Below are 20,776 nucleotides of genomic sequence, written 5' to 3'. Positions count from 1 at the left end.
CCCTCTGGACGGTCTGCCGCGTCCGGCGGGTAACCCCCTCCGTACACAGCGCGCGAGACCATAACCATGCACCGCCTCGCCCACGCACTATCGGCACAAACGACTGCCCCGCTCCTCCACGCCCAGACAATCATCAACGGCGTCGTTGCGATCTGCGATCCGCTCGGCAGCCTCTATCTGCCGGAGACAAGCACGCTCGTCGTCTCCGACCTGCATCTGGAAAAAGGTTCTGCCTTTGCCCGGCGCGGCATGCTGCTGCCGCCCTATGATACGCTGGCGACGCTGCGCGTGCTCGAAGCCGCGATCGCCCGTCACAATCCGAAACTCGTCATCAGCCTCGGCGACAACTTCCACGATCGCGTCGGCTCGGCGGTGATGCCGGATACGTTCCGCCACATGATCGCGGCGATGGCGCTCGGGCGGGAATGGGTCTGGATCAACGGCAACCACGACCCGGACGGCGCCTTTGGGCTGCCGGGCGCCTCGATGGACGAGCTTAGCCATGCCGGTCTCGTTTTCCGGCACGAGCCGAAGCGCGGCGAAGTCGTGGGCGAGATCGCCGGCCATCTGCATCCGGCAGCAACGGTGGTGAGACGAGAAAGGGCCGTGCGCCGCGCCTGCTTTGCGACGGACGGCACGCGCATGCTGATGCCGGCCTTTGGTGTGACCACCGGCGGGCTCGACCTCAGGCATCGGGCGATGACCGGGCTGTTCGACCGCAGCAAGCTGGTCGCCCACATGCTCGGGCGCGACCGGATCTATTCGGTCCGGTTTGCCAATCTCATCGCCTGACGAGAGCGGGGAACCCGGCGCGGCTCTCCCGTGCAGGGGCTCCGCCTGTGATCAGAACGCGTTGAACGTCAGGGTGGTCAGCGAGCGCGAGATGCCCGGCACCGTGGCAATGTTGTCATTGATGAACTTGCCGATGTCCTGGCCTTCTTCGATGTAGACCTTGATGATCAGGTCGTAATCGCCGCTCGTCGAGTACATTTCCGATACGATCTCCTTGCGGTAGATCTCGTCGGCGACCTCGTAGGTCTTGCCGGGAGCGCACTGCAACTGGACAAAAATCGGTTTCATCGAGCTTCCTCTGTCTGTGTCGCGTCGCTTGCCGTCATCCGGGGGATTGGCGCAAGCAGCATCGCCTTCTCGAACTCACCACGCCCTTTGGCGCGGCGCATTCAGATCAACATGTTCGGGACGCCGGGTACTTTACCCCTAAAGCATCCTGCTGCTCTTTCTTTAAACGCGTGCCGGGCAAAAGCAAACGCAAGGCGAGCTTCTGCCCAAACTATTCCTTGCGGAAGATCACGCTGGCGCCCCAGCCGGTGATGACTGCGAGCAGGACGGCGACGAGGCCGTAGAAAAGCGGCTGCTGATGCGCGGCCTGGGTAATGAACTGCTCCAGGCCCGTTTTGACGACACGCAGCGGCAGCGCCTTCGCGGCGACGAAGACGCCGTCGCGGAAGAGATAGGCACGCACCACGTGGACCCCGTTCGGTACGTTCGCCGGCAGGCGCACCGAGGCCTTGAACAGGCTCGCACTGATGAACTGCACCCCACCCGGATCGCGCTCGTAGACGCCGCTCGTTTCGCGGATGCGACGGAAAGCATCGCGGAACTCGCCGAGATTGCTGCCGTCGCCGACGAAACCGAGCGGCACCAGCCGCATGTGATCGACACCGATGCCCATATTGCCCATCTCGCCGGGCGGCGCGATCGTTTCGATATCGCGCGTGCTCGACAGCGAATAGGATTCCGGCACCAGCTCGAAGGTCATGGAACTGGTGTTCACCCAGATGCCGAAGACGCGCTCCTTCTTGCGCACCGTCGCGTTGTCTTTCGGGCCTTCGAGGGACACGATGATGTTGTACCGGCCTTGGGCCAATAACCCGGAATCAAAACCGTCCACTGCGCCGAAGATCGTCAGATCCGCGCCGCGAAAATCCGAGGTAATGGCGATCTCGTCGGTGGAGATGCCGATCTCCAGCTTCTCTGTGAGATCGGCGTTTTCTTCCTGCAGGGCGGCACCGGCCGGCGCAGCCAGGGCAAGGACGAAAAGAGCGAGTGCTGTGCGGGCAAAACGGATCATCAGAAACCGAACCCCGCGGATACGACCGAATAGACGTCCTTCGGCGGGATGACGAGCTCGATCGCCAGACGGATGCCGACGGCGAGAACGAGGAGCGCCAGCAGCGCGCGCAATTGTTCGCCGCGCAGCTTCTGACCGACGCGCACGCCATACTGAGCACCGATGACGCCGGCGATCATCAGGACGAAGGCGAGCACGATGTCGACAGTATAGTTGGTCGATGCCTGGACGATGACCGTATAGGCCGAGACGAATATGATCTGGAACAGCGACGTACCGACGACGACGTTCGTCGGGATGCGCAGGAGATAGATCATCGCCGGCACCATGATGAAGCCGCCGCCGACACCCATGACCGAGGTCAGGATACCGATGCAGAACCCGAGAGCGATCACCGGAATGACGCTCAGATAGATCTTCGACTTCTTGAAGCGCATCTTCAGCGGCAGGCCATGCACCCAGTTGTGCTGTCCGGGACGGCGCAAGGTCGTCTGCTGGTTCTTGGCCGCCTTGCGCATGGCGGTGATGCTTTCCCAAAGCATCAGGCCGCCGACGGTGCCGAGCAGCACGACATAGAGCAGCGAAATCACCAGATCGAGCTGACCGAGGCGGCGCAGCAGCGAGAATAGCCAGACGCCGACCGTCGCGCCGGCAAGACCCCCGCATAGAAGCACCGTGCCGAGCTTGATATCGATGGTGCCGCGCCGGAAATGCGTGATCGCGCCCGAGATCGACGAGGCCACCACCTGGTTGGCGCCGGTCGCCACCGCCACGACAGGCGGAATATTGTAGAAGATCAGGAGCGGTGTGATCAGGAAGCCGCCGCCGACGCCGAACATGCCGGACAGAAAGCCGACGGCTGCGCCCATACCGAGAATGATGAGTATGTTCACCGACAACTCTGCGATGGGCAGATAGATCGTCACGCCGGGTCCTCGATATGCCAACGGCCCGCAATGCGGGCAAACCGGTTAGTGTGGCAAGCAATTCACCACGAATGAGGGATTATTCGAAAGGCCGGCACCTCTCCCGAGGGCGAGGCGGCTTTCGTCATGCACTCCTGCAGCGTTGCGCTTCCGCCAGGACGTGCCAAGGCCACAGTCGGACCTTGATTGCTGCATCAATTCTTCCTTAGCCTGATTCCGATTAAGGAATTATGCAGCAGGCCTGACATTTCAACCTTTTCAGCCACATGGCAGACGGCTTCGCCACCCGCAACCCGTGTCGCCCGGCTCTGCGGCTTTATTACGGCGCACGTCCAAAGGTCAGGAATTGCGCTTCAGCAATTCCTTGACCAGCTGCTCGGTAATTTCGCCCGTCGGCTCCTGGCCGACCGACTTCTGGAAGGCCTTGATGGCCGCCACGGTCTTCTTGCCCATCTGGCCATCCGGCTTGCCGGCGTCAAAGCCGTTGTTGTTCAGGATCGCCTGGATGTTGCGGACCGCCTTGGTCATGTCGACGCTGGCGGTCTTGTTGGCCGGGCCGACCCAGGCATCCGGAACGTCCACCGTGTTCATCTTGGCGTCGACCGGCTGCGCTTTCCAGGCATCCGCCTTCGCCTTGGCGCTCTCGAGCTGCTCGGGCTTCATCGCCTTGGCAACTTCGTCGCGCTTGGCGGCGGCATCCACATCACCTTCGCGGGCGGCGGCCGAGAACCACTTGTAGGATTCGGTGAGATCCTGCGGTACGCCGTTGCCACGCGCATAGAGGACGGCAAGGTTGAACTGGCTATCGCGAATGCCGAGTTCGGCCGCCTTCGCAAACCACTTCGTTGCCTCGGCAAAATCCGGGGCGCCGTCGCGGCCACTCGCCAGCATGACAGCAAGATTGTGCATGGCGCTGGCGTTGCCCTGGCCGGCGGAAGCGAGATAGAGCGCTTTCGCCTTGGCGGCGTCGCGTGTCACGCCCGTGCCCTTCTCGTACATGCTCGCAAGGCGGTACTGCGCCGGAACGACGCCGGCATCGGCCGCGCGCTGATACCACTTGGCAGCTTCCGCCATGTTTTCCGAAACCCCACGTCCCTCGGTATAGCGAGCGCCGATCTCGTAATAGGCAAGCGGATCGCCCCCCTTGGCGGCCGTCACCAGGGCGGCTGGACCGAAACCTTCAGGCAGGACGACGTCGCCCGGTGCGGCGACCGGCGCCAGCGCCGGTGTCGCCGCGCTCTCGGCGGATGAACTGACAAGGGCAGCACCGCTGGCAGGCGCATTGCCGGCCGGCGTCGGCTGGAACTCGGAAACCGGCGAAGCAGCTTTCGTCTCCGCCACCGGCGCGAGCATCGGTGCCTTTTCCTCGACCGGCGTCCCGATGCTGGTCGTGGGCACGGTCGTCGCCGGGACCGAGATCGAAGCTTCGGATATTTTCGCTGGTGCTCCGGCGGAATCGAGAGGTGCCGCGACCGGGGTCTCGGATGCCGTAAGCGACGTTTCAGCCGGGGACACGGCCGCGCTCTGCGGCAACAGGCCGTCGACGATCTTGTTTTCGCGCGATTCCGGCACCGCCTGATGCTCGATGATCGCGGCCGGCTCCACCGGTGCGCTCTCATGCTTCTTCAGCATGTTGGTGACGAGCGGATAGGACATGATCGCCAGCAGGACCGCGCCGACTGCCATCAGGATCGGCCGGCGGTGACGGGCAAAAGCGCCGCCGATGCCAGAGGTCTTTCCGCCCTGACCGGCCTTGTTCAGGGTGTCGGCCTCTTCGACGGCGAGCTGGGCGGCGCGGCGGGCGGCGGCGATGAAATCCGACTTGTCGCCGTCGGCAGGTTGCACACCCGCCTTGCTCATCTGGCCGGCGCGAACGCGCTCCAGGATCTTCTTGACGTCGGGTACGCCGGAACCCGGCTCCAGCAGCTGGTTGGCTTCCTCGGGCGCAAGCATTTCGGACGGATCGATCGACGGGGTCGGCTCGACGATCTGCCGAGCCTGTTCCGGCGCCGGCTCGGACCGCTTGCCGGAGAAGCGCCGGGTCAAACCTGCAAGCAGGCCGGTGCGGGCCGCAGCGGCCGGTTCGCGCACGTCTTCGACTTCAACGGTCGAGACCTCTTGCTCGTCGGCAAAAGCCGTTGTCGGCTCGGCGACCTGCGCGACCACCACCTGATCTTCAGCCTGCAGGGCGCGGACGTTGCGCTGCAGGTCCTCGTAGCGGTCATCGAGGTCGTTGCCGCCGAATGGATCGTTGAATTCCGGTTGCGCGGCCCTCGGCATCATCGCCGGTTCGCGCATTACCGGCGCTTCGGCTCGCACCGCCATCGTCGGCTCGCGATTTTCGATGCGCTCCAGCTTGTCGGCGATATGCACCAGCGTTTCGTGCAAAGCCTCGAACGTGCGCGCGGTCCGCTCCTCGCTGGAGCGGCTCAGGTCCTCAAGCGTGCGAAGGTCCTCGGCAAGCGCCGAGATTGCGGCGAGATCTCCGCCGGAACCGCGCGGAGAACCATTCTTGGCATAGGCTTCCATCACCGCTTCGGCCGCCTGGCGAGCGGCCTCGACGATGTATTCGTCGCTGGTCGAGAGGTAGTCCTCGAGTGCGCTCATGCGGTTCTCGAAATCGACGGGCATGGCGTTCGCGGCAACATCCGCGCGCGGCTGGCTGACCAGCGTCGACAGATTGGCGATCTGCGCTTCGAGGTTCTGCAGGGCGGCACGATCGTCGAACGGCGCGGCGTGGGTCTCTTCGAGACGCTGTGCGATGCCGACAAGGCGATCTTCCAGCCGATCGAAACGCGGGTCGGAGGCGGGCTGAGCCCCATGCGCGTCAAGTTCGTCGATCCGGCGCGCCAGATAGTCGAGCCGCTCGGCCAGCGCATCGTTGACGCTGCCCTGGTCCAGGGCCTCGATCTTGCGCGAAATGTCCGACAGGTAGTCGTTGAGATCCGACTGCGCGGTCCTGTTGCTGCGCTCCATCAGCAGCGAAAGCTGGTCGAGCCGCTCCTCGAGACGGGCGGCCGCCTTCTCGCCGGCGAGATCCTCGACCCGGCTCGTCAAAGCCTCCAGGCGTGCGCCAAGCCCGGAATCGTTCGGGCGCGACAGGCTGTCGATCTGACGGGAAAGGTCGCCGAGCCGATTTTCCAGGCGATTGACGAAGCCGCCATCGAGTGCGGTCGTCGTGCGGCTGTTGGCAGCGATGGCGCGGCTGATTTCGTCGAGCCGGCTGTCGATATCCGCAAACTGCGAAACGAGACGACGATCGTCGGGCTGGATCTGCCGGCCGAGCATTTCGATCGCCTGCGCGACAGCGATCAGCTTGTCTTCCAGCACGTCGACGGCGGAGCTGTTGTTCAGCGAGCCGATCTGCGACTTGATCTCGTCCAGCCGATAGGCAAGTGCCACCAGCTCGTCGTCACGGTTCTGATCAAACGCGATCAGCCGATCCTCGACGCCGTTCCAGCGGTTTTCCATGCGGCGCATGCTGTCTTCACGCGCCAGGCCGTCGATCATCGCCCGCAGTTCGTCGAAGTCTCCGCGTAGCGCATCGGCCTGCGCGGGAGACGCCTGGCGGCCAAGCTGCTGGATGCTGTCGGCGAGGCGCTGCATGTCGCCACGCACATCTTCGGCAAAGCTGTGATCCTGTGCCTGGTCCTTGATGCCGCGAATTTCGGAGCGCAACGAATTCATCTCGCGCGTCAGCCCGTCGGTGATGTCGCGTTTCAGGTCCTGGCGCAAACCGACGAGGGCTTCCGCGATATCGTTGACGGCTGAGGACGGGCGCTGCGGCTGACTATGGAGCGGCTGGGGGCGCGGCTCTTCTGCGAAGCGCGCAGAGACCGGCCGCTCAGAAGCGATGCGTTCCGGGGCGTAGCGTTCCGGCTCGCGCTGCGACAGCCGATCGCGAAGCGGCGGACGCTCGCGCGAAGCGCTGAGGCTGCGCTGACGCTGCATGATCTCGGCGACGGCGTCACGGGGCGCTATGGGTTCTCTGGCCGGTTCGCGGGCGGGAACGCGCTCGGGCGGCCTTGGGGCCGCGTCGCGGGCAGCGCCGTTCATCAGGCCCTCGATGCGAGCCTCCAAACCTTCGATGGTGCGGTTCAATGCGTCGAGCGACGGCCGCTCGCTATAGGACTGGCTGCCTGCGCGCTGAGGATTTGATCGCGATCCATTCATGGTGTTCTTCGCCCCTGTCGTCGGCCATCTCGAAAGTCGTCACGGAAGAAAACAGCTTTCTTCACCCCTGTGGCGCTTCCGACGCGGGCAAAACTACAACGATGCGACGCCAGGACAGGTTGCAGTTTTGACCATCTCAACACCCACCTTTCACGAAACGTGGTAAACAAGCGGTTAACCTGCGGATGGTTTTTTAACGATTTGGCAGGATCGTGCCGCAAGCGCCGAGTTTACGGCGTTCCTTTCCACTTCCCCGGGAATCAGCGACGAAACTTCACAACCCGCAATTTTTGACGTTTACGCAAACGTCAAAATTTTGTAGCATCCTGCCAACGATGCGAGACCCCCTAGAGCATCCTGCTTTCACGTAGAATCACCGAAAGCAGAAAGATGTTCTAGAATCATAGTTCTAGGGCGTCCCTTGTGCGGTCATCCGAACGCACGGCGCTCTTAGAGGAGGGCGGCGCATCCGGCATCCTGCAACCGGGCGTCGACAACGAGACACGACAGCCCGAAGCACCAAAGGCGAGGAAAGAATGCCCATCTACAAGGCTCCAGTCGACGACACCCTCTTCATCCTGAACGACGTGCTCGGCATCGAACGCTACAACAATCTTCAAGGTTTCGGCGATGCGACGCCTGACATGATCGAGGCGATCGTCGGCGAAGCGGCCAAGCTCGCCGAGGAGGTTCTTTTCCCGGTCAATCTCTCCGGTGACCAGGAAGGCTGCAAGCGCCGCGACGACGCCTCGGTCAGCGTACCGAAGGGGTTCAAGGAAGCCTTCGATCTCTACCGCGAAGGAGGCTGGCTCGGCCTCGCCGTTCCCGAGGAATTCGGCGGCCAGGGCCTGCCCTATACGCTGCACACCGCAGTCGGCGAATATATGTCGTCCGCCAACATGGCGCTGACCATGTATCCGGGCCTCACCCAGGGCGCGATCGCCGCGATCCTCGTTCACGGCACGGACGAGCAGAAGCAGGCCTACCTGCCGAAGATGGTCGCCGGCACCTGGACCGGCACGATGAACCTCACCGAGCCGCATTGCGGCACCGACCTCGGCCTGCTGCGCACCAAGGCGGTGCCCGCCGGCAACGGCGCCTACAAGATCTCAGGCCAGAAGATCTTCATCTCCGCCGGCGAACACGACATGTCCGACAACATCATCCATCTGGTGCTCGCCCGCATCGAGGGCGCGCCCGAGGGCGTGAAGGGCATCTCGCTGTTCATCGTGCCGAAGTTCAAGCTCAATGCCGACGGCGAACCCGGCGAACGCAACGGCGTTTCCTGCGGTGCGATCGAACACAAGATGGGCATCCACGGCAACTCCACCTGCGTCATGAACTATGACGAGGCCGAGGGCTATCTCATCGGAACGGAGAACAAGGGCCTCAACGCCATGTTCGTGATGATGAACGAGGCCCGCCTCGGCGTCGGCCTGCAGGGCCTGTCGATTGCCGAAGTCGCCTACCAGAACGCCGCCAATTATGCCCGCGACCGTATCCAGGGCCGCTCGCTCTCCGGCCCGAAGGCGCCGGACAAGAAGGCCGACCCGATCATCGTGCATCCGGACGTCCGCCGCACGCTGTTGACGATCAAGGCCTTCAACGAAGCCGGCCGTGCCTTTACGCTCTGGACGGCACTGAAGTCCGACATCGCGCACCGCTCCGACAACGAAGCCGACCGCCAGACGGCCGACGACATCCTCGGCCTGATGACGCCGATCCTGAAGGGCGTCTTGACCGACAAGGGCTTCGACCATGCCGTCATGGCGCAGCAGATGTTTGGCGGCCACGGCTATATCGAAGAACACGGCATGAGCCAGTATGTCCGCGACGCCCGTATCGCGATGATCTACGAAGGTGCCAACGGCATCCAGGCGCTCGACCTCGTCGGTCGCAAGCTCGGCCTCAACGGCGGCCGCGCCGTCATGGCCCTGTTCAAGGAGATCGGCGATTTCTGTGAGGAAAACCGCAGCAACGAGAAGCTCTCCGCCTATACGAAGGCGCTGAAGAAGGGCCTCAACGACCTGCAGGCTTCCACCATGTGGTTCATGCAGAACGCCATGGCCAAGCCCGACAATGCCGGCGCCGGCTCGACGGACTACATGCACCTCTTCGGCCTCGTCGTTCTCGGCTACATGTGGGCGAAAATTGCCAAGACCGCCGAGGAAAAACTTGCCTCTGGCGAAACGGCGCGCGCAGACTATCTGAAGAACAAGCTGATCACCGCGACCTTCTTCATGGAAAGGATCCTGCCGGAAACGGCGCTGCGCAAGGCCCGCATCGAAACTGGCGCCGACACGCTGATGGCGCTCGACGCGGCCGCTTTCTAATCTCGTCGCGGAAGCGATCTAACATGTTTGACGGGCAGCACCTGGCGGTGCTGCCGAAAGGGAGATGAGACATGACGAAAGTCTTCGTTTACGACCACGTGCGCACGCCGCGCGGCCGTGGCAAGAAGGATGGATCGCTGCACGAAGTGCCGTCCGTTCGCCTCGCCGCCAAGATGCTGGAAGCGGTGCGTGACCGCAACGACCTCGACACCTCGACCGTGGACGACATCATCATGGGGTGCGTCGATCCTGTGATGGACGCAGGCGCCGTGATCCCGAAGGCTGCCGCCTTCGAAGCCGGTTATTCGACGCGCGCGCCTGGCATGCAGATCTCGCGTTTCTGCGCCTCCGGCCTCGACGCCATCAACTTCGGCGCGGCCAAGATCGCCCAAGGCGCCGACGATATCGTCATTGCCGGAGGCGTCGAGAGCATGTCGCGCGTCGGCCTAGGCATGTCCGGCGGTGCCTGGTTCATGGACCCCTCGGTCAATCTGCCGGCCTTCTTCATGCCGCAGGGCGTTTCGGCCGATCTGATCGCCACCAAATATGGCTTCAGCCGCGAAGACGTCGACGCCTATGCGGTGGAGAGCCAGAAGCGTGCGGCCCACTCCTGGGAGAAGGGCTACTTCAAGAAGTCCGTCGTTCCGGTCAAAGACCAGAACGGCCTGACGATCCTCGACCGTGACGAACACATGCGCCCGGGCACCGACATGCAGGCACTCGCCTCGCTCAACCCGTCTTTCCAGATGCCGGGCGAGATGGGCGGCTTCGAATCCGTCGGCATCCAGGCGCATCCGGAAGTCGAGAAGATCAACTACGTGCACCACGCCGGCAACTCCTCCGGCATCGTCGACGGCGCCGCTGCCGTGCTGCTCGGCTCCAAGGCCGGCGGCGAGAGCATGGGCCTGAAGCCGCGCGCCCGCATCCGCGCCTTTGCCAATATCGGCTCCGATCCGGCGCTGATGCTGACCGGTCCGGTCGACGTTACCGAAAAGCTCCTGAAGCGCGCCGACATGAAGCTGTCGGACATCGACCTCTTCGAGCTCAACGAGGCGTTTGCGGCCGTCGTGCTGCGCTACATGCAGGCCTTCGACATCCCGCACGACAAGATCAACGTCAACGGCGGCGCGATCGCCATGGGCCATCCGCTCGGCGCGACCGGCGCGATGATCCTCGGCACCGTGCTCGACGAGCTGGAACGCCGCGATCTCAACACTGCGCTCGTCACCCTCTGCATCGGCGCCGGCATGGGCACGGCCACGATCATCGAAAGGGTCTGACGATGGACGTGATGCGCCGCACGCTTCTCGGACTGATGGGCCTGGGGCTGCTTGCAGCCGCCGGCTGCGTCTCCGACGAGGAAGAAGGCGGCGACAGCTTCACGCTCACCGGCGCGATCACCAATGTCGCCAGCGGTCCGGTTCCGGCCGGAACCGTCACGATCAGGCTCGAAGAACAGGGCGTGGCTGACGCCGCCGCCAAGCTGATTGCCGAAACTTCGGTCGTCAGCGACGGCAAGGCCAACCGCGTGCCTTTCGTGCTGCAGGTGCCGAAGCCGGCAGTCGACAAGGCCGTCGATGCGGGCTTCACCATCCGCGTCCAGCGCGACGGGCGGCTGATCGCCACCAACACCAGCAAACAACGTTACAGCGGCGGATCCAACGTCTCGCTGCAGATCGAACCCATTCTCTACTGAGGGGGAGAACCATGACGAAATACACCAATTTCAAGATCGAGACCGACGCCGACGGCATCGCACTCGTCACCTGGGACATGCCTGAGAAGTCGATGAACGTCTTCACCCAGGAGGTAATGGAAGAACTCAACGCCATCGTCGATGCGACCACCGCCGATGCAGTGATCAAGGGCGTCGTCTTCACGTCCGGCAAGTCGAGCTTCTCCGGCGGCGCCGACCTATCGATGATCAAGTCGATGTTCACCTTCCAGCAGGAAGAAAAGAAGAAGGATCCGGATAACGCCTCCCAGAAGCTCTTCGATCTGGTCGGCCGCATGACCGGTCTCTTCCGCAAACTCGAGACCTCGGGCAAGCCCTGGGTCTCGGCGATCAACGGCACCTGCATGGGCGGTGCCTTCGAGCTTTCGCTCGCCTGCCACGGCCGCGTCGCCTCTAATTCGAAGTCGGTGAAGATCGCGCTGCCGGAAGTCAAGGTCGGCATCTTCCCGGGCGCCGGCGGCACCCAGCGTGTGCCGCGCCTCACCAACGCGCAGGACGCGCTGCAGATGATGACGACCGGCTCGTCGCTGACGGCAGCCCGCGCCAAGGCGCTGGGCCTCGTGCACGAGGTCGTCGATGCCGACAAGCTGATCGAGGCTGCCAAGGCGATGATCAAGAACGGCCTGAAGCCGGTACAGCCCTGGGACGAAAAGGGCTACAAGGTTCCGGGCGGCGGCATCTGGACGCCGGCCTCGGCCCAGCTGTGGCCGGCCGCTTCGGGCATCCTGCGCCGCGAGACCTACGGCAACTATCCGGGCGCTATCGCCATCCTGAAATGCATCTATGAAGGTCTGCAGGTGCCGTTCGATACGGCGCTCAAGATCGAGCAGCGCTACTTCACCGAGATCCTTCAGACGACCGAAGCCTTCTCGATGATCCGCTCGCTGTTCGTCTCGATGCAGGAACTCGGCAAGGGCGCCCGCCGCCCGGCCGGCGTTCCGAAGTCCGAGTTCAAGCATGTCGGCATCGTCGGTGCCGGCTTCATGGGTGCCTCGATCGCCTATGTGACGGCGGCTGCCGGCATCCCGGTCACGCTGATCGACCGCGACATGGAAGCGGCGACGAAGGGCAAGACGCACTCGGAAGGCCTGGTCAAGGATTCGATCGGCAAGGGTCGCCTGACCAAGGAAGAGGGCGAAGCGCTGCTTGCCCGCATCACGCCTTCGGCCGACTACAACGATCTGAAGACCGCCGGCCTCGTCGTCGAAGCGGTATTCGAGGATCGCCAGGTCAAGAAGGACGTGATCGAGAAGGTGGAAGCGGTGATTGGCGAGGACGCGATCTTTGCCTCCAACACCTCGACGCTGCCGATCACCGGTCTAGCCAAGAACTCCAAGCGCCCGGCCCAGTTCATCGGCGTCCACTTCTTCTCGCCGGTCGAGAAGATGATGCTGACGGAAGTGATCCTCGGCAAGGAAAGCGGCGACAGGGCGCTCGCCGTGGCACTCGATTATGTTGCGGCGATCAAGAAGACGCCGATCGTCGTCAACGACACGCGCGGCTTCTACGTCAACCGCTGCGTCTTCCGCTACATCCACGAAGCCTATGACATGCTGATCGAAGGCGTGCCGCCGGCCATGATCGAAAACGCCGCCAAGATGGCCGGCATGCCGGTCGGCCCGCTGTCGCTCAACGACGAAGTGGCGATCGACCTCAGCCAGAAGATCCTGAAGGCCACCGTCGCCGACCTCGGCGAAAAGGCCGTCGATCCCAAGCACCTGGCGCTGATCAACAAGATGGTCGACGATCTCGACCGTCGCGGCCGCAAGAACGGCAAGGGCTTCTACGAGTACCCGGCCAAGCCCGCCAAAAAGTATCTGTGGCCGGAGTTGAAGACGCTCTATCCGCAGAAGAATGCCGACAAAATCGACGTCGAAGTCCTGAAGCAGCGCTTGCTGGCGACGATCGCGCTCGAGGCCGCACGCACCGTGGAAGAAGGCATCGTCACCGATCCGCGTGAAGCCGACGTCGGCTCGATCCTCGGCTTCGGCTTTGCACCCTATACCGGCGGCACGCTCTCCTACATCGACGGCATGGGCGTAAAGGCCTTCGTCAAGATGTGCGAGAAGCTCGCCAAGGACTATGGCGACCACTTCAAGCCGACGGCGCTCTTGAAGGAAATGGCCGAACGCGGCGAGACCTTCTACGGCCGCTTCGACCCCTATGGCGAGAAGAAGCAGGCCGCTTAAATCCCGCTCAACGCATTGGAAACAGGCCCCCTGCGGGCCTGTTTTCGTTTGGCCACTCATCAGCCCATGGTTCGCTACCACAAGGCGGGTACATCCTCCCGGTTGGCCGGATCGCCCCAATAGAGCGACGGCAGGACCTTCGCAAGATAGCCGAATTCCGTGTAGCAATGCTGCAGCAGCCCGAGGCCCACGGCGTCGGGCACCGCATGATCTGCCCCAGCATCCAGCCCGAGGATGAAGCGACTGCGCAGCACCGCGCCCTGGCTGGTGTCGCGCGCCACGTGCACCATCTGGCCGTCGCAAGGGTCGCCGTTCTCGTCGAGACGCGCACCTTCGCCGAAGCCGATGCGGGCATAGATGGCGGCGGTAGCGTGGCCGGCCAGCAAAGCCCGCTCGAAGTTGCCTTTACCGAAAATTTCGTCAGGGTCATGAAACCTGATGACCGCCGGCACCGGCGGAATGTCGCCGAGGCTTTCGACGGCACGGATCGTCGCGCCGATATAGCGCTCGCCCTTCACCCGGCCCTCGTCCCAGCCGTTATGCGCCACATGGTCGAGCGGGTGCCACCACGAGAGATGCTCGGTCGTCTCGAAATGCTTGAACCACCAATCGAGCATGCGCCCCTTGCAGCCGGGAAGTTCTGTTCTGACGGCGACCACGAGCGCGCCCGTGTCGAGCCTGACGATGCCGGTCTCGATCCGCATCGGCCGCGGGTCGAGCAAGTCGTTGATGTATCGGATATCGGCGCGCGCCTGGTCGGTGCTGGCGAACATTATTTTATCCTCTTCCAAGGTTGACGATTTAGGAAACGTTGAACGTTTCCTAAATCTCGTTTATGCCTCGAAGTGGAGTTTGTCAAAGGGAAGAGTATCCTTGCCGCCCCCCGTATCCGAGGCACAGAAGCAGCGCGGTCGACCGGCGCGACCGGAGTCCGAGCAGGCGAGGGCCATCATTGATGCCGCTACTCGACTGATGCTGTCGCGCGGCTATGCGGCGATGACGATGGAAGCCGTGGCCAAGGAAGCGGGCGTGGCGAAAAAGACGGTGTACCGTTTCGCCAGCGATCGGGACGCGCTGTTTGGACTGATTGTCCGCAATTGGACGGACAGTTTCCTGCCGGCCTTCGCCAGCGAGGCGGCAAGCAGAGAGGATGTCGGCGACGTCCTCGCCTCGATACTCTCGACGATCGCAGCACGCGTGCTTTCGGCCGAAGCAGTCGGACTTTTCCGGTTGATCGTCGGCGGTATCCCGGCGCGGGAGCAAATCCTCCCGATCTACGACCGCAACGGCATCGAGCGCTCGCGCGAACTGCTTGCCGACTGGCTCGTCCGCCACAAGGCGCGCGGCCTTGTCACGATCGATGATCCTGCGGCCGCGAGCGACCTTATCCTCTCGATGGTGATCGCAGAGCCGTTGCGGCAGATCGCCATCGGGCTCACGCCTCCCCTCCCCGACACGGATCTTGCGCCGCGCATCCGGGCAGCCATCGGCCTCCTGTGCCTATGATGCCTGGCGACGCGAAGGCGGCGTCCGCATCCGCGCGGAGACAACCGAGTGACGCTACACTGACCTCTGACATATACTAGAGGGGACGCCTTCTGGTTGACGGCCTCCCGGTGCAGGCGCATCCTTGGCGGGATCAGAGGGGACACGCCATGAGCGAGCCTGATCTCTATCTGCTTGGGCGCGCCGGGCCCGAGGAAGAACGCCTGAAACGGCAGATTGCAAATCTCGCCCCGGACTCCGACCAGCAGCTCGGAAAAGTCGGCATCCGGGCGGGCGAGCGCGTGATCGATCTCGGCTGCGGCCCCGGCGGCGTGCTGCATCTCCTCGGCAAACGCGTCGGACCGACCGGCTCTGTGCTCGGCATCGAACGCGATCCGTATTTCGTCGCGCTTGCCCGCCGCTTCGTCGAAAGCCACGCGCTTCCCCAGGTGGAGGTGCGCGAGGGTGACGCCTATGCCACCGGCCTGCCGCGCCGGTCGTTCGACGGGGCCCACATGCGGCTGGTGCTTGTCAACCTGCCGCGGCCGGAGCTGATCGTGCTCGAAATGGTGTCGCTGGTAAAACCGGGCGGCTGGATCGCCAGCTTCGAAGCCGATTTCCTGGGGCATGTTTGCGACCCGCCGCTTGCGGCCTGGGACCGGCTGCTTGCCGCCTATGTCGCCTATTCCGCAGCAAGGGGCATCGATCTGCATGTCGGCCGACGCGTGCATCGGCTGTTCCGGAAAGCCGGCATTGAGGCGATTTCAGTCGATGCGGTCGAGCATGTCTATCCGCCCGGTCACGACCGCCGCCCGATCCTCAAAGATTTCATCAACAACGTTCGCGACGGGCTCGTCGGCGAAGGCTTCATCGGCCAGGCCGAACTCGATGCCGACATGGAGGCGCTGGACCGGCACCTTGCCGACCCGCACGTGCTCGTCACCTCACATCTGTTCTTCCGGCTGACCGGCCGCGTCCCCGAAACGTTCGTTGTCACGGGTTGAAGCGCTCCGCAGCCGCGTTATCCGCCTTCAGGCGGCTGCACTCGCGCGCCGGTGCGCCAGGCGCTCGCCGACGATGATCAGCAGGCCGGCCGCAAAGATCAGGCCGGCGCCGGCGAAGACGTTAGAGGCCGGGACATCGCCCCAGATCAGGAAGCCGAGGCCGAAGGCCCAGACGAGCGAAGTATATTCGAAGGGTGCAATCACCGAGATCGGCGCGCGGCGCATGCCTTCGAACAGAGCGTACTGGGCAATGCCCGCGATGACGCCGGTGCCGGCCATCAAGGCGACATGGAAGACCGCCGGAGGCGTCCAGAAGAAGCCAACCGCCAGGCCGGTCATGGCGATGAAGAAGACATTGGAGATCGTCATCTGCACCAGGGTCGTTTCCTGGAGCGCGGTCTTGCGCAACATCACCGTGCCGATCGCCCAGAAGACGGCTGCGGTGAGCGCCAGGAATACCGGCATCGACAGCTTCATGCCGGTCCCGAGCGGATCGCAGGCAATCAGCACGCCGACGAAGCCGATGAAGACGGCGAACCAGCGGATCGGCGGCACGTCTTCCTTGAGGATCGGCACCGCGAGCAGCGTCACGATGATCGGCGCGGCGTAGTAGAGCGTCGTCATCTCGGCGAGACCGAGGTCGCGCGCCGCGTTGAAATAGGAAAGCCAGGCGGCGAGCAGCAGGAGGTTGCGCACGAAGAGCGGCTTGATCACCGGGGACGAGACGGCGCTGCGCACCAGCTTGCCACGGCCGATGACGAGGCAAAGCACGAGGATGGTGATGCTTCGGGTAAACAGGATCTGCCAGACCGAATAGCCGACGACGAGCCATTTGACCGACGCATCCTGCAGCGAGAACAGGAAATAGGAAAACGTCGTCATGACGATGCCTGACAATACGGTCTTGTTCATGGGAAAGCCTCGATCGCGCCGGCGGAAGAGAAGCGGCAGCGTCCCGTCTGATAGCGCGGCCGCGACACACGCGGAAGAGGCATTCCGGCGGGCGCCTGTGGCGATTTCTTGCGGGTCGCTTCCGGCACGATCGGATGCCCGCTTGATGGAGATCAAGAGCGGGCGCTTGCGCCGCTGCTAGAAGGCAGCGATAACGGCCACGAAACCCGGGTTCAACGACATGCAGCCGCTCGCCTTCGCCCTTGCCGCCCTGATCCTGCTCGCAACGCCGGGGCCAACAAACACGCTGCTCTGGCTGTCCGGCGCCTCTGTCGGATTCTGTCGTTCCCTGCCCCTGCTCACCGGCGAACTCGGCGGCTATCTCGCCGTCATCGTTCCGGCGGTTGCGCTGCTCGCGCCATTCCTCGCCGCCCATCCGCAGCTTGGCCTGGCGCTGAGGCTCATCGCGGCCTGCTGGGTGCTTTACCTCGCCTATGCGCTCTGGACCACCGATGCCGAGCGCAGCGAAGGCGTTGTCATCTCCGCCGCCCAAGTCTTCGTCACGACGCTGCTCAACCCGAAAGCGCTGATCGTCGCCCTGGTGCTGCTGCCGCAGACCGGACTGGCGGCCGTCTGGCCCTGGATCGCCGGGTTTGCGCTGCTGGTCGTTGCCGTCGGATCAAGCTGGATCGGCGCCGGCGCCATGCTGGTGCAGATGTCGAAAGGCCTGTCGACATCGCATCTGCCGCGTCGGATTGCCGCCGTCTGCCTCACACTGTTTTCGATGGGAATTGCCGGCAGCGCCATCGCCGCCATGCATTGAAATCCCCGGAGATCGGCACCGTCCCGCGGGGGTTCACGGACCTTTTGAGCGAGGCTGCCGCGCGTCAGGCGGAGACAGCCGCCTCGCCAAGTTCCTTGGCCAGCGCCCCGAACAACTGTTCCCAGCCATCGCGGCGGTATTCGAGCTTGTCCAGCCCATCGAGAAACGCAACCTGTTCGGTAAAAACCAGGCACGTGCCGCTGCCCTCCGGCCGGATATCGACCGTGGCTAGGGAAGCGGAAATCCTCCTGTCGTTCTGCGCCATCGTGTAGGCAAAGACGATCCGGCGGTTTTCCACGATATCGAGATAAACGGTGTCGTCGTAATAGGTCGTCTCTTCGTCCTGAACGAAACGCCCGCTTTCCCGACCGCCGACGCGGAAGTCGTGCGTGATTTGAGCCCCGGCGTCGACATTGACGAACCAGCGCTCCTTCGCCGCCGGCTCGGAGAAGGCCCTGAACACCTGTTCCGGCGTCGCCTTGAAGCTGCGCTCGATGGTGAAGCTCGTATGTTCCACGGATCTGTCAGTCATGTGCTTGTCTCCTCTGGACCGGAAAACCGGTGGCAATTGCAAAACTGATTTCTTTTAAAAACTGCTATAATTTTGAAAGCAGTTGCACGTTAGCTTCACTGATGCGATAATGCAAGCGGTTTTGAAGAGGTGCCAATGAAGGACGACATTCGCTCGGGTTGCCCGATCAATCTTTCGCTCGAGGTGTTCGGCGACAAATGGAGCCTGCTGATCATTCGCGACATGATCTTCGGCGGTAAAAGGCATTTCCGGGAATTGCTGCGCTCCCAGGAGGGCATCTCGTCCAACATCCTGGCCGACCGGCTGAAGATGCTGCTCGAACAGGGCATGCTGACCAAGGCCGACGACCCCACGCACAAGCAGAAGGCGATCTACAGCCTGACGGAGATGACGATCGCGCTGGTGCCGATCATGGCCCAGCTCGGCGCCTGGGGACGGCGCTACCTGCCGGTCAGCGAAGAGCTCAGCATCCGCGCCGAGCTGATGGAACAAGGCGGGCCTGAGCTCTGGGACCGCTTCATGGACGAGCTGCGGCACGATCATCTCGGCGCGCTGCTCGATGGTCCGCCGCGGGTGCGCGCCACGCTACAGGCTGCCTATGAAGAAGTAGTGGCAAGAAAGGCGGGAGAGAAGGCGACGGCCTGACACACGCCAAGCGTTCGCCACCCGTTCAAAGCCCGATCACCGACAGCATGACGAAGGTGGCGAACAACACGAAATGGGTCATGCCTTCGATGGCATTGGTCTGGCCGTCGTTGAGGTTGATCGCCGCGACGATCAAGGTGATCGTCACCATCACCGTCTGCACCGGCGACATGGCCATTGCGAAAGGCTGGCCGGTATAAAGTGCGATCGCCTCCATCACCGGCACGGTCAGGATGACCGTCGAAAGCGAGGCGCCGAGCGCGATATTGACCACGGCCTGCATGCGGTTGGCGAGAGCTGCGCGCATGGCGGTCATGATCTCCGGCGAGGCGGAAATCGCGGCAACCACGACGGCCGTGACCGCCGGCGGAGCACCGCTCCCCTTCAGGCCCGATGTCAGCAGCGACGACATCACTTCCGCCAGCACACCGATCAGCACGATGCCGAGGATCAGGATCACGATCGACGGCAATACCGGCTGGTCCGAACTGCCCTGTCTCGCGCTCCCCTCGCCCTTCGCCTTCGGATAGCTGTAGCTGAAGAAATAGCTGTGCACCCCCACCTGCATGCGCAGGAACAGGGCGTAGAGCGTGATCATCGCGCCGATGGTGAAGACCGAGTAGAGATGCCATTTCGCCGCCGGTACGAATTCCGGCACGATCATCGAAATCCCCATCGCCGTCAGGATCATCACACTGTAGGTGCGGGCGGAATCGTCGTTATAGGGCTGCTCGCCGTGTTTCAGGCCACCGAGCAGGGCAGCCAGTCCCAGAATGCCGTTAATGTCGAGCATGACGGCCGCATAGATCGTGTCGCGCACGAGCGTCGGCGAGGTCTCGCTCGTCATCATGATCGCCAGCACGACGACCTCGACCAGTACCGCCGAGAGCGTCAGGATCATGGTGCCGTAGGGATCGCCGACCTTGGATGCCAGCACTTCGGCATGGTGCGACACCCGCAGCGACGCCAGCACGATCGCGACCACCAGACCGCCAGCACCGAGGAGCGTCGCGAGCCGTCCCATCTCCAGAAGCTGATGCTCCAGCGCGATCCCGGCAACCGCGGCAGCAACGGCAACGAACAGCAGACGCTCCGATGTCATGCGCGCCAACAAAACGTTCCCTCCGGTGAAAGCCTGCTCTGTCCGTCAGGCGAACTATAGGGCCCGTCGTCCCCAATGCAAATGATGGGAAAAGGACTATTTTCCTTCGGATTCTTTACCGGTCCCCCGCGTTTCGGTAGTGTTGCGTTGAACAAACCCAGCAAGCGGCCGCCCTGTTCGGCCCGGACCTTTCGCATGTTGTCTCACGGCACGATCTGGCACGCCATCGATGCATTGGCCGAGCGCAATCAGCTCTCGCCTTCTGGTCTCGCCCGCCGCGCCGGGCTCGACCCCACCTCCTTCAACAAATCCAAGCGCCACTCCGCCGACGGGCGGGAACGCTGGCCTTCAACGGAATCGATCGCCAAGGTGCTGGAGGCGACCGGCGCCACCATGGATCAGTTCACCAGCCTGTTGAGCCCGGATGGCGCTCAACCCGTCCCGGCGGCTGCAAGCGCGGCAATCCCGCTGATCGGTTTCGCCCAGGCGGGGGCGGGCGGCTTCTTCGATGACGGCGGCTTTCCGGCTGGCCAGGGCTGGGACGTCATCGACTTTCCAACGACGGTCGAACGGCGGCCCGGCATCTACGCGCTCGAGGTCCAGGGCGACAGCATGCTGCCGCTGTATCGTGACGGTGACACGCTCATCGTCGACCCCGGTGCGCAGGTTCGGCGCGGCGACCGCGTCGTCGTAAAGACGCGCGAAGGCGAGGTCATGGCGAAGGTCCTGACCCGCCAGACCCCGCGCACGATCGAACTCCTCTCTCTCAACCCGGAGCACCCGAACCGGAGCTTCGAGATCAGCCAGATCGAATGGATCGCCCGGATCATCTGGGCCAGCCAATAG

The 20,776-nt window shown here is 63.4% G+C and carries 18 protein-coding genes; 10 read left to right on the top strand and 8 right to left on the bottom strand.

The window, feature by feature from the left end; translation table 11 throughout:
• Nucleotides 1-66: 66 nt before the first annotated feature.
• A complete protein-coding gene (pdeM, locus tag I8N66_RS02155) occupies nt 67-792 on the top strand; it encodes a ligase-associated DNA damage response endonuclease PdeM (RefSeq protein ID WP_162768682.1) in 726 nt (241 codons plus the stop codon).
• A 51-nt stretch (nt 793-843) separates the two neighbouring features.
• Here pdeM and I8N66_RS02150 read toward each other — a convergent pair whose 3' ends face one another.
• The 4 genes from I8N66_RS02150 to I8N66_RS02135 form a co-directional block, all read right to left on the bottom strand.
• Entirely contained in the window at nt 844-1,080 is a 237-nt protein-coding gene (locus I8N66_RS02150; RefSeq protein ID WP_034797129.1) for an Lrp/AsnC ligand binding domain-containing protein, read from the bottom strand.
• A 211-nt stretch (nt 1,081-1,291) separates the two neighbouring features.
• Nucleotides 1,292-2,092, bottom strand: a complete 801-nt coding sequence (locus tag I8N66_RS02145) for a TIGR02186 family protein (protein ID WP_113536514.1) — start codon at nt 2,090-2,092, stop codon at nt 1,292-1,294.
• Nucleotides 2,092-3,018: a sulfite exporter TauE/SafE family protein gene (locus I8N66_RS02140; RefSeq protein ID WP_113536515.1), complete on the bottom strand. Its 927-nt coding sequence runs from the start codon at nt 3,016-3,018 to the stop codon at nt 2,092-2,094. The genes I8N66_RS02145 and I8N66_RS02140 overlap by 1 nt, the downstream gene beginning before the upstream one ends.
• Before the next feature lie 339 nt (nt 3,019-3,357).
• On the bottom strand, nt 3,358-7,191 hold the full coding sequence (locus I8N66_RS02135; RefSeq protein ID WP_291149127.1) for a peptidoglycan-binding protein: 3,834 nt from the start codon (nt 7,189-7,191) through the stop codon (nt 3,358-3,360).
• 536 nt (nt 7,192-7,727) lie between these two features.
• On the opposite strand from I8N66_RS02135, the gene I8N66_RS02130 reads away from it, so the two are divergent.
• The 4 genes from I8N66_RS02130 (at nt 7,728) to I8N66_RS02115 (ending at nt 13,448) form a co-directional block, all read left to right on the top strand.
• Nucleotides 7,728-9,524: an acyl-CoA dehydrogenase C-terminal domain-containing protein gene (locus tag I8N66_RS02130; protein WP_291149124.1), complete on the top strand. Its 1,797-nt coding sequence runs from the start codon at nt 7,728-7,730 to the stop codon at nt 9,522-9,524.
• Nucleotides 9,525-9,595: 71 nt separating this feature from the next.
• Nucleotides 9,596-10,804 carry an acetyl-CoA C-acetyltransferase gene (locus I8N66_RS02125; protein WP_113536518.1) on the top strand — a complete coding sequence of 403 codons (1,209 nt, stop codon included), beginning with the start codon at nt 9,596-9,598 and terminating at the stop codon, nt 10,802-10,804.
• 2 nt (nt 10,805-10,806) lie between these two features.
• A complete protein-coding gene (locus I8N66_RS02120; protein ID WP_113536519.1) occupies nt 10,807-11,220 on the top strand; it encodes a YbaY family lipoprotein in 414 nt (137 codons plus the stop codon).
• Nucleotides 11,221-11,231: 11 nt separating this feature from the next.
• Nucleotides 11,232-13,448, top strand: coding sequence for an FAD-dependent oxidoreductase (locus I8N66_RS02115; protein WP_113536520.1), 2,217 nt, complete (start codon nt 11,232-11,234; stop codon nt 13,446-13,448).
• A 74-nt stretch (nt 13,449-13,522) separates the two neighbouring features.
• Here I8N66_RS02115 and I8N66_RS02110 read toward each other — a convergent pair whose 3' ends face one another.
• On the bottom strand, nt 13,523-14,221 hold the full coding sequence (locus tag I8N66_RS02110; RefSeq protein ID WP_113536521.1) for a hydrolase: 699 nt from the start codon (nt 14,219-14,221) through the stop codon (nt 13,523-13,525).
• 100 nt (nt 14,222-14,321) lie between these two features.
• Here I8N66_RS02110 and I8N66_RS02105 point away from each other — a divergent pair, with 100 nt between their 5' ends.
• Both I8N66_RS02105 and I8N66_RS02100 read left to right on the top strand, forming a co-directional pair.
• Entirely contained in the window at nt 14,322-14,954 is a 633-nt protein-coding gene (locus I8N66_RS02105) for a TetR/AcrR family transcriptional regulator (protein ID WP_291149115.1), read from the top strand.
• 149 nt (nt 14,955-15,103) lie between these two features.
• Nucleotides 15,104-15,937, top strand: coding sequence for a methyltransferase domain-containing protein (locus tag I8N66_RS02100; protein WP_113536523.1), 834 nt, complete (start codon nt 15,104-15,106; stop codon nt 15,935-15,937).
• A 27-nt stretch (nt 15,938-15,964) separates the two neighbouring features.
• Here the strand turns inward: I8N66_RS02100 and I8N66_RS02095 are convergent, their stop codons facing one another.
• Entirely contained in the window at nt 15,965-16,849 is an 885-nt protein-coding gene (locus I8N66_RS02095) for a DMT family transporter (RefSeq protein WP_291149111.1), read from the bottom strand.
• Nucleotides 16,850-17,069: 220 nt separating this feature from the next.
• On the opposite strand from I8N66_RS02095, the gene I8N66_RS02090 reads away from it, so the two are divergent.
• Entirely contained in the window at nt 17,070-17,651 is a 582-nt protein-coding gene (locus tag I8N66_RS02090) for a threonine transporter RhtB (RefSeq protein WP_291149107.1), read from the top strand.
• A gap of 64 nt (nt 17,652-17,715) precedes the next feature.
• Here the strand turns inward: I8N66_RS02090 and I8N66_RS02085 are convergent, their stop codons facing one another.
• On the bottom strand, nt 17,716-18,183 hold the full coding sequence (locus tag I8N66_RS02085; protein ID WP_291149105.1) for an SRPBCC family protein: 468 nt from the start codon (nt 18,181-18,183) through the stop codon (nt 17,716-17,718).
• Between the two features lie 135 nt (nt 18,184-18,318).
• On the opposite strand from I8N66_RS02085, the gene I8N66_RS02080 reads away from it, so the two are divergent.
• Nucleotides 18,319-18,828, top strand: a complete 510-nt coding sequence (locus I8N66_RS02080) for a helix-turn-helix domain-containing protein (RefSeq protein WP_291149102.1) — start codon at nt 18,319-18,321, stop codon at nt 18,826-18,828.
• 25 nt (nt 18,829-18,853) lie between these two features.
• Here the strand turns inward: I8N66_RS02080 and I8N66_RS02075 are convergent, their stop codons facing one another.
• Nucleotides 18,854-19,930, bottom strand: coding sequence for a calcium:proton antiporter (locus tag I8N66_RS02075; protein ID WP_162768690.1), 1,077 nt, complete (start codon nt 19,928-19,930; stop codon nt 18,854-18,856).
• Between the two features lie 195 nt (nt 19,931-20,125).
• On the opposite strand from I8N66_RS02075, the gene I8N66_RS02070 reads away from it, so the two are divergent.
• Nucleotides 20,126-20,776 (top strand): helix-turn-helix transcriptional regulator, encoded by a 651-nt coding sequence (locus I8N66_RS02070; RefSeq protein ID WP_113536528.1) that lies wholly within the window; start codon nt 20,126-20,128, stop codon nt 20,774-20,776.

Source organism: Ensifer sp. SSB1, from assembly GCF_016652895.1.
Classification (GTDB): Bacteria; Pseudomonadota; Alphaproteobacteria; order Rhizobiales; family Rhizobiaceae; genus Ensifer.
This window is presented reverse-complemented; position numbering and strand designations above follow the sequence as displayed.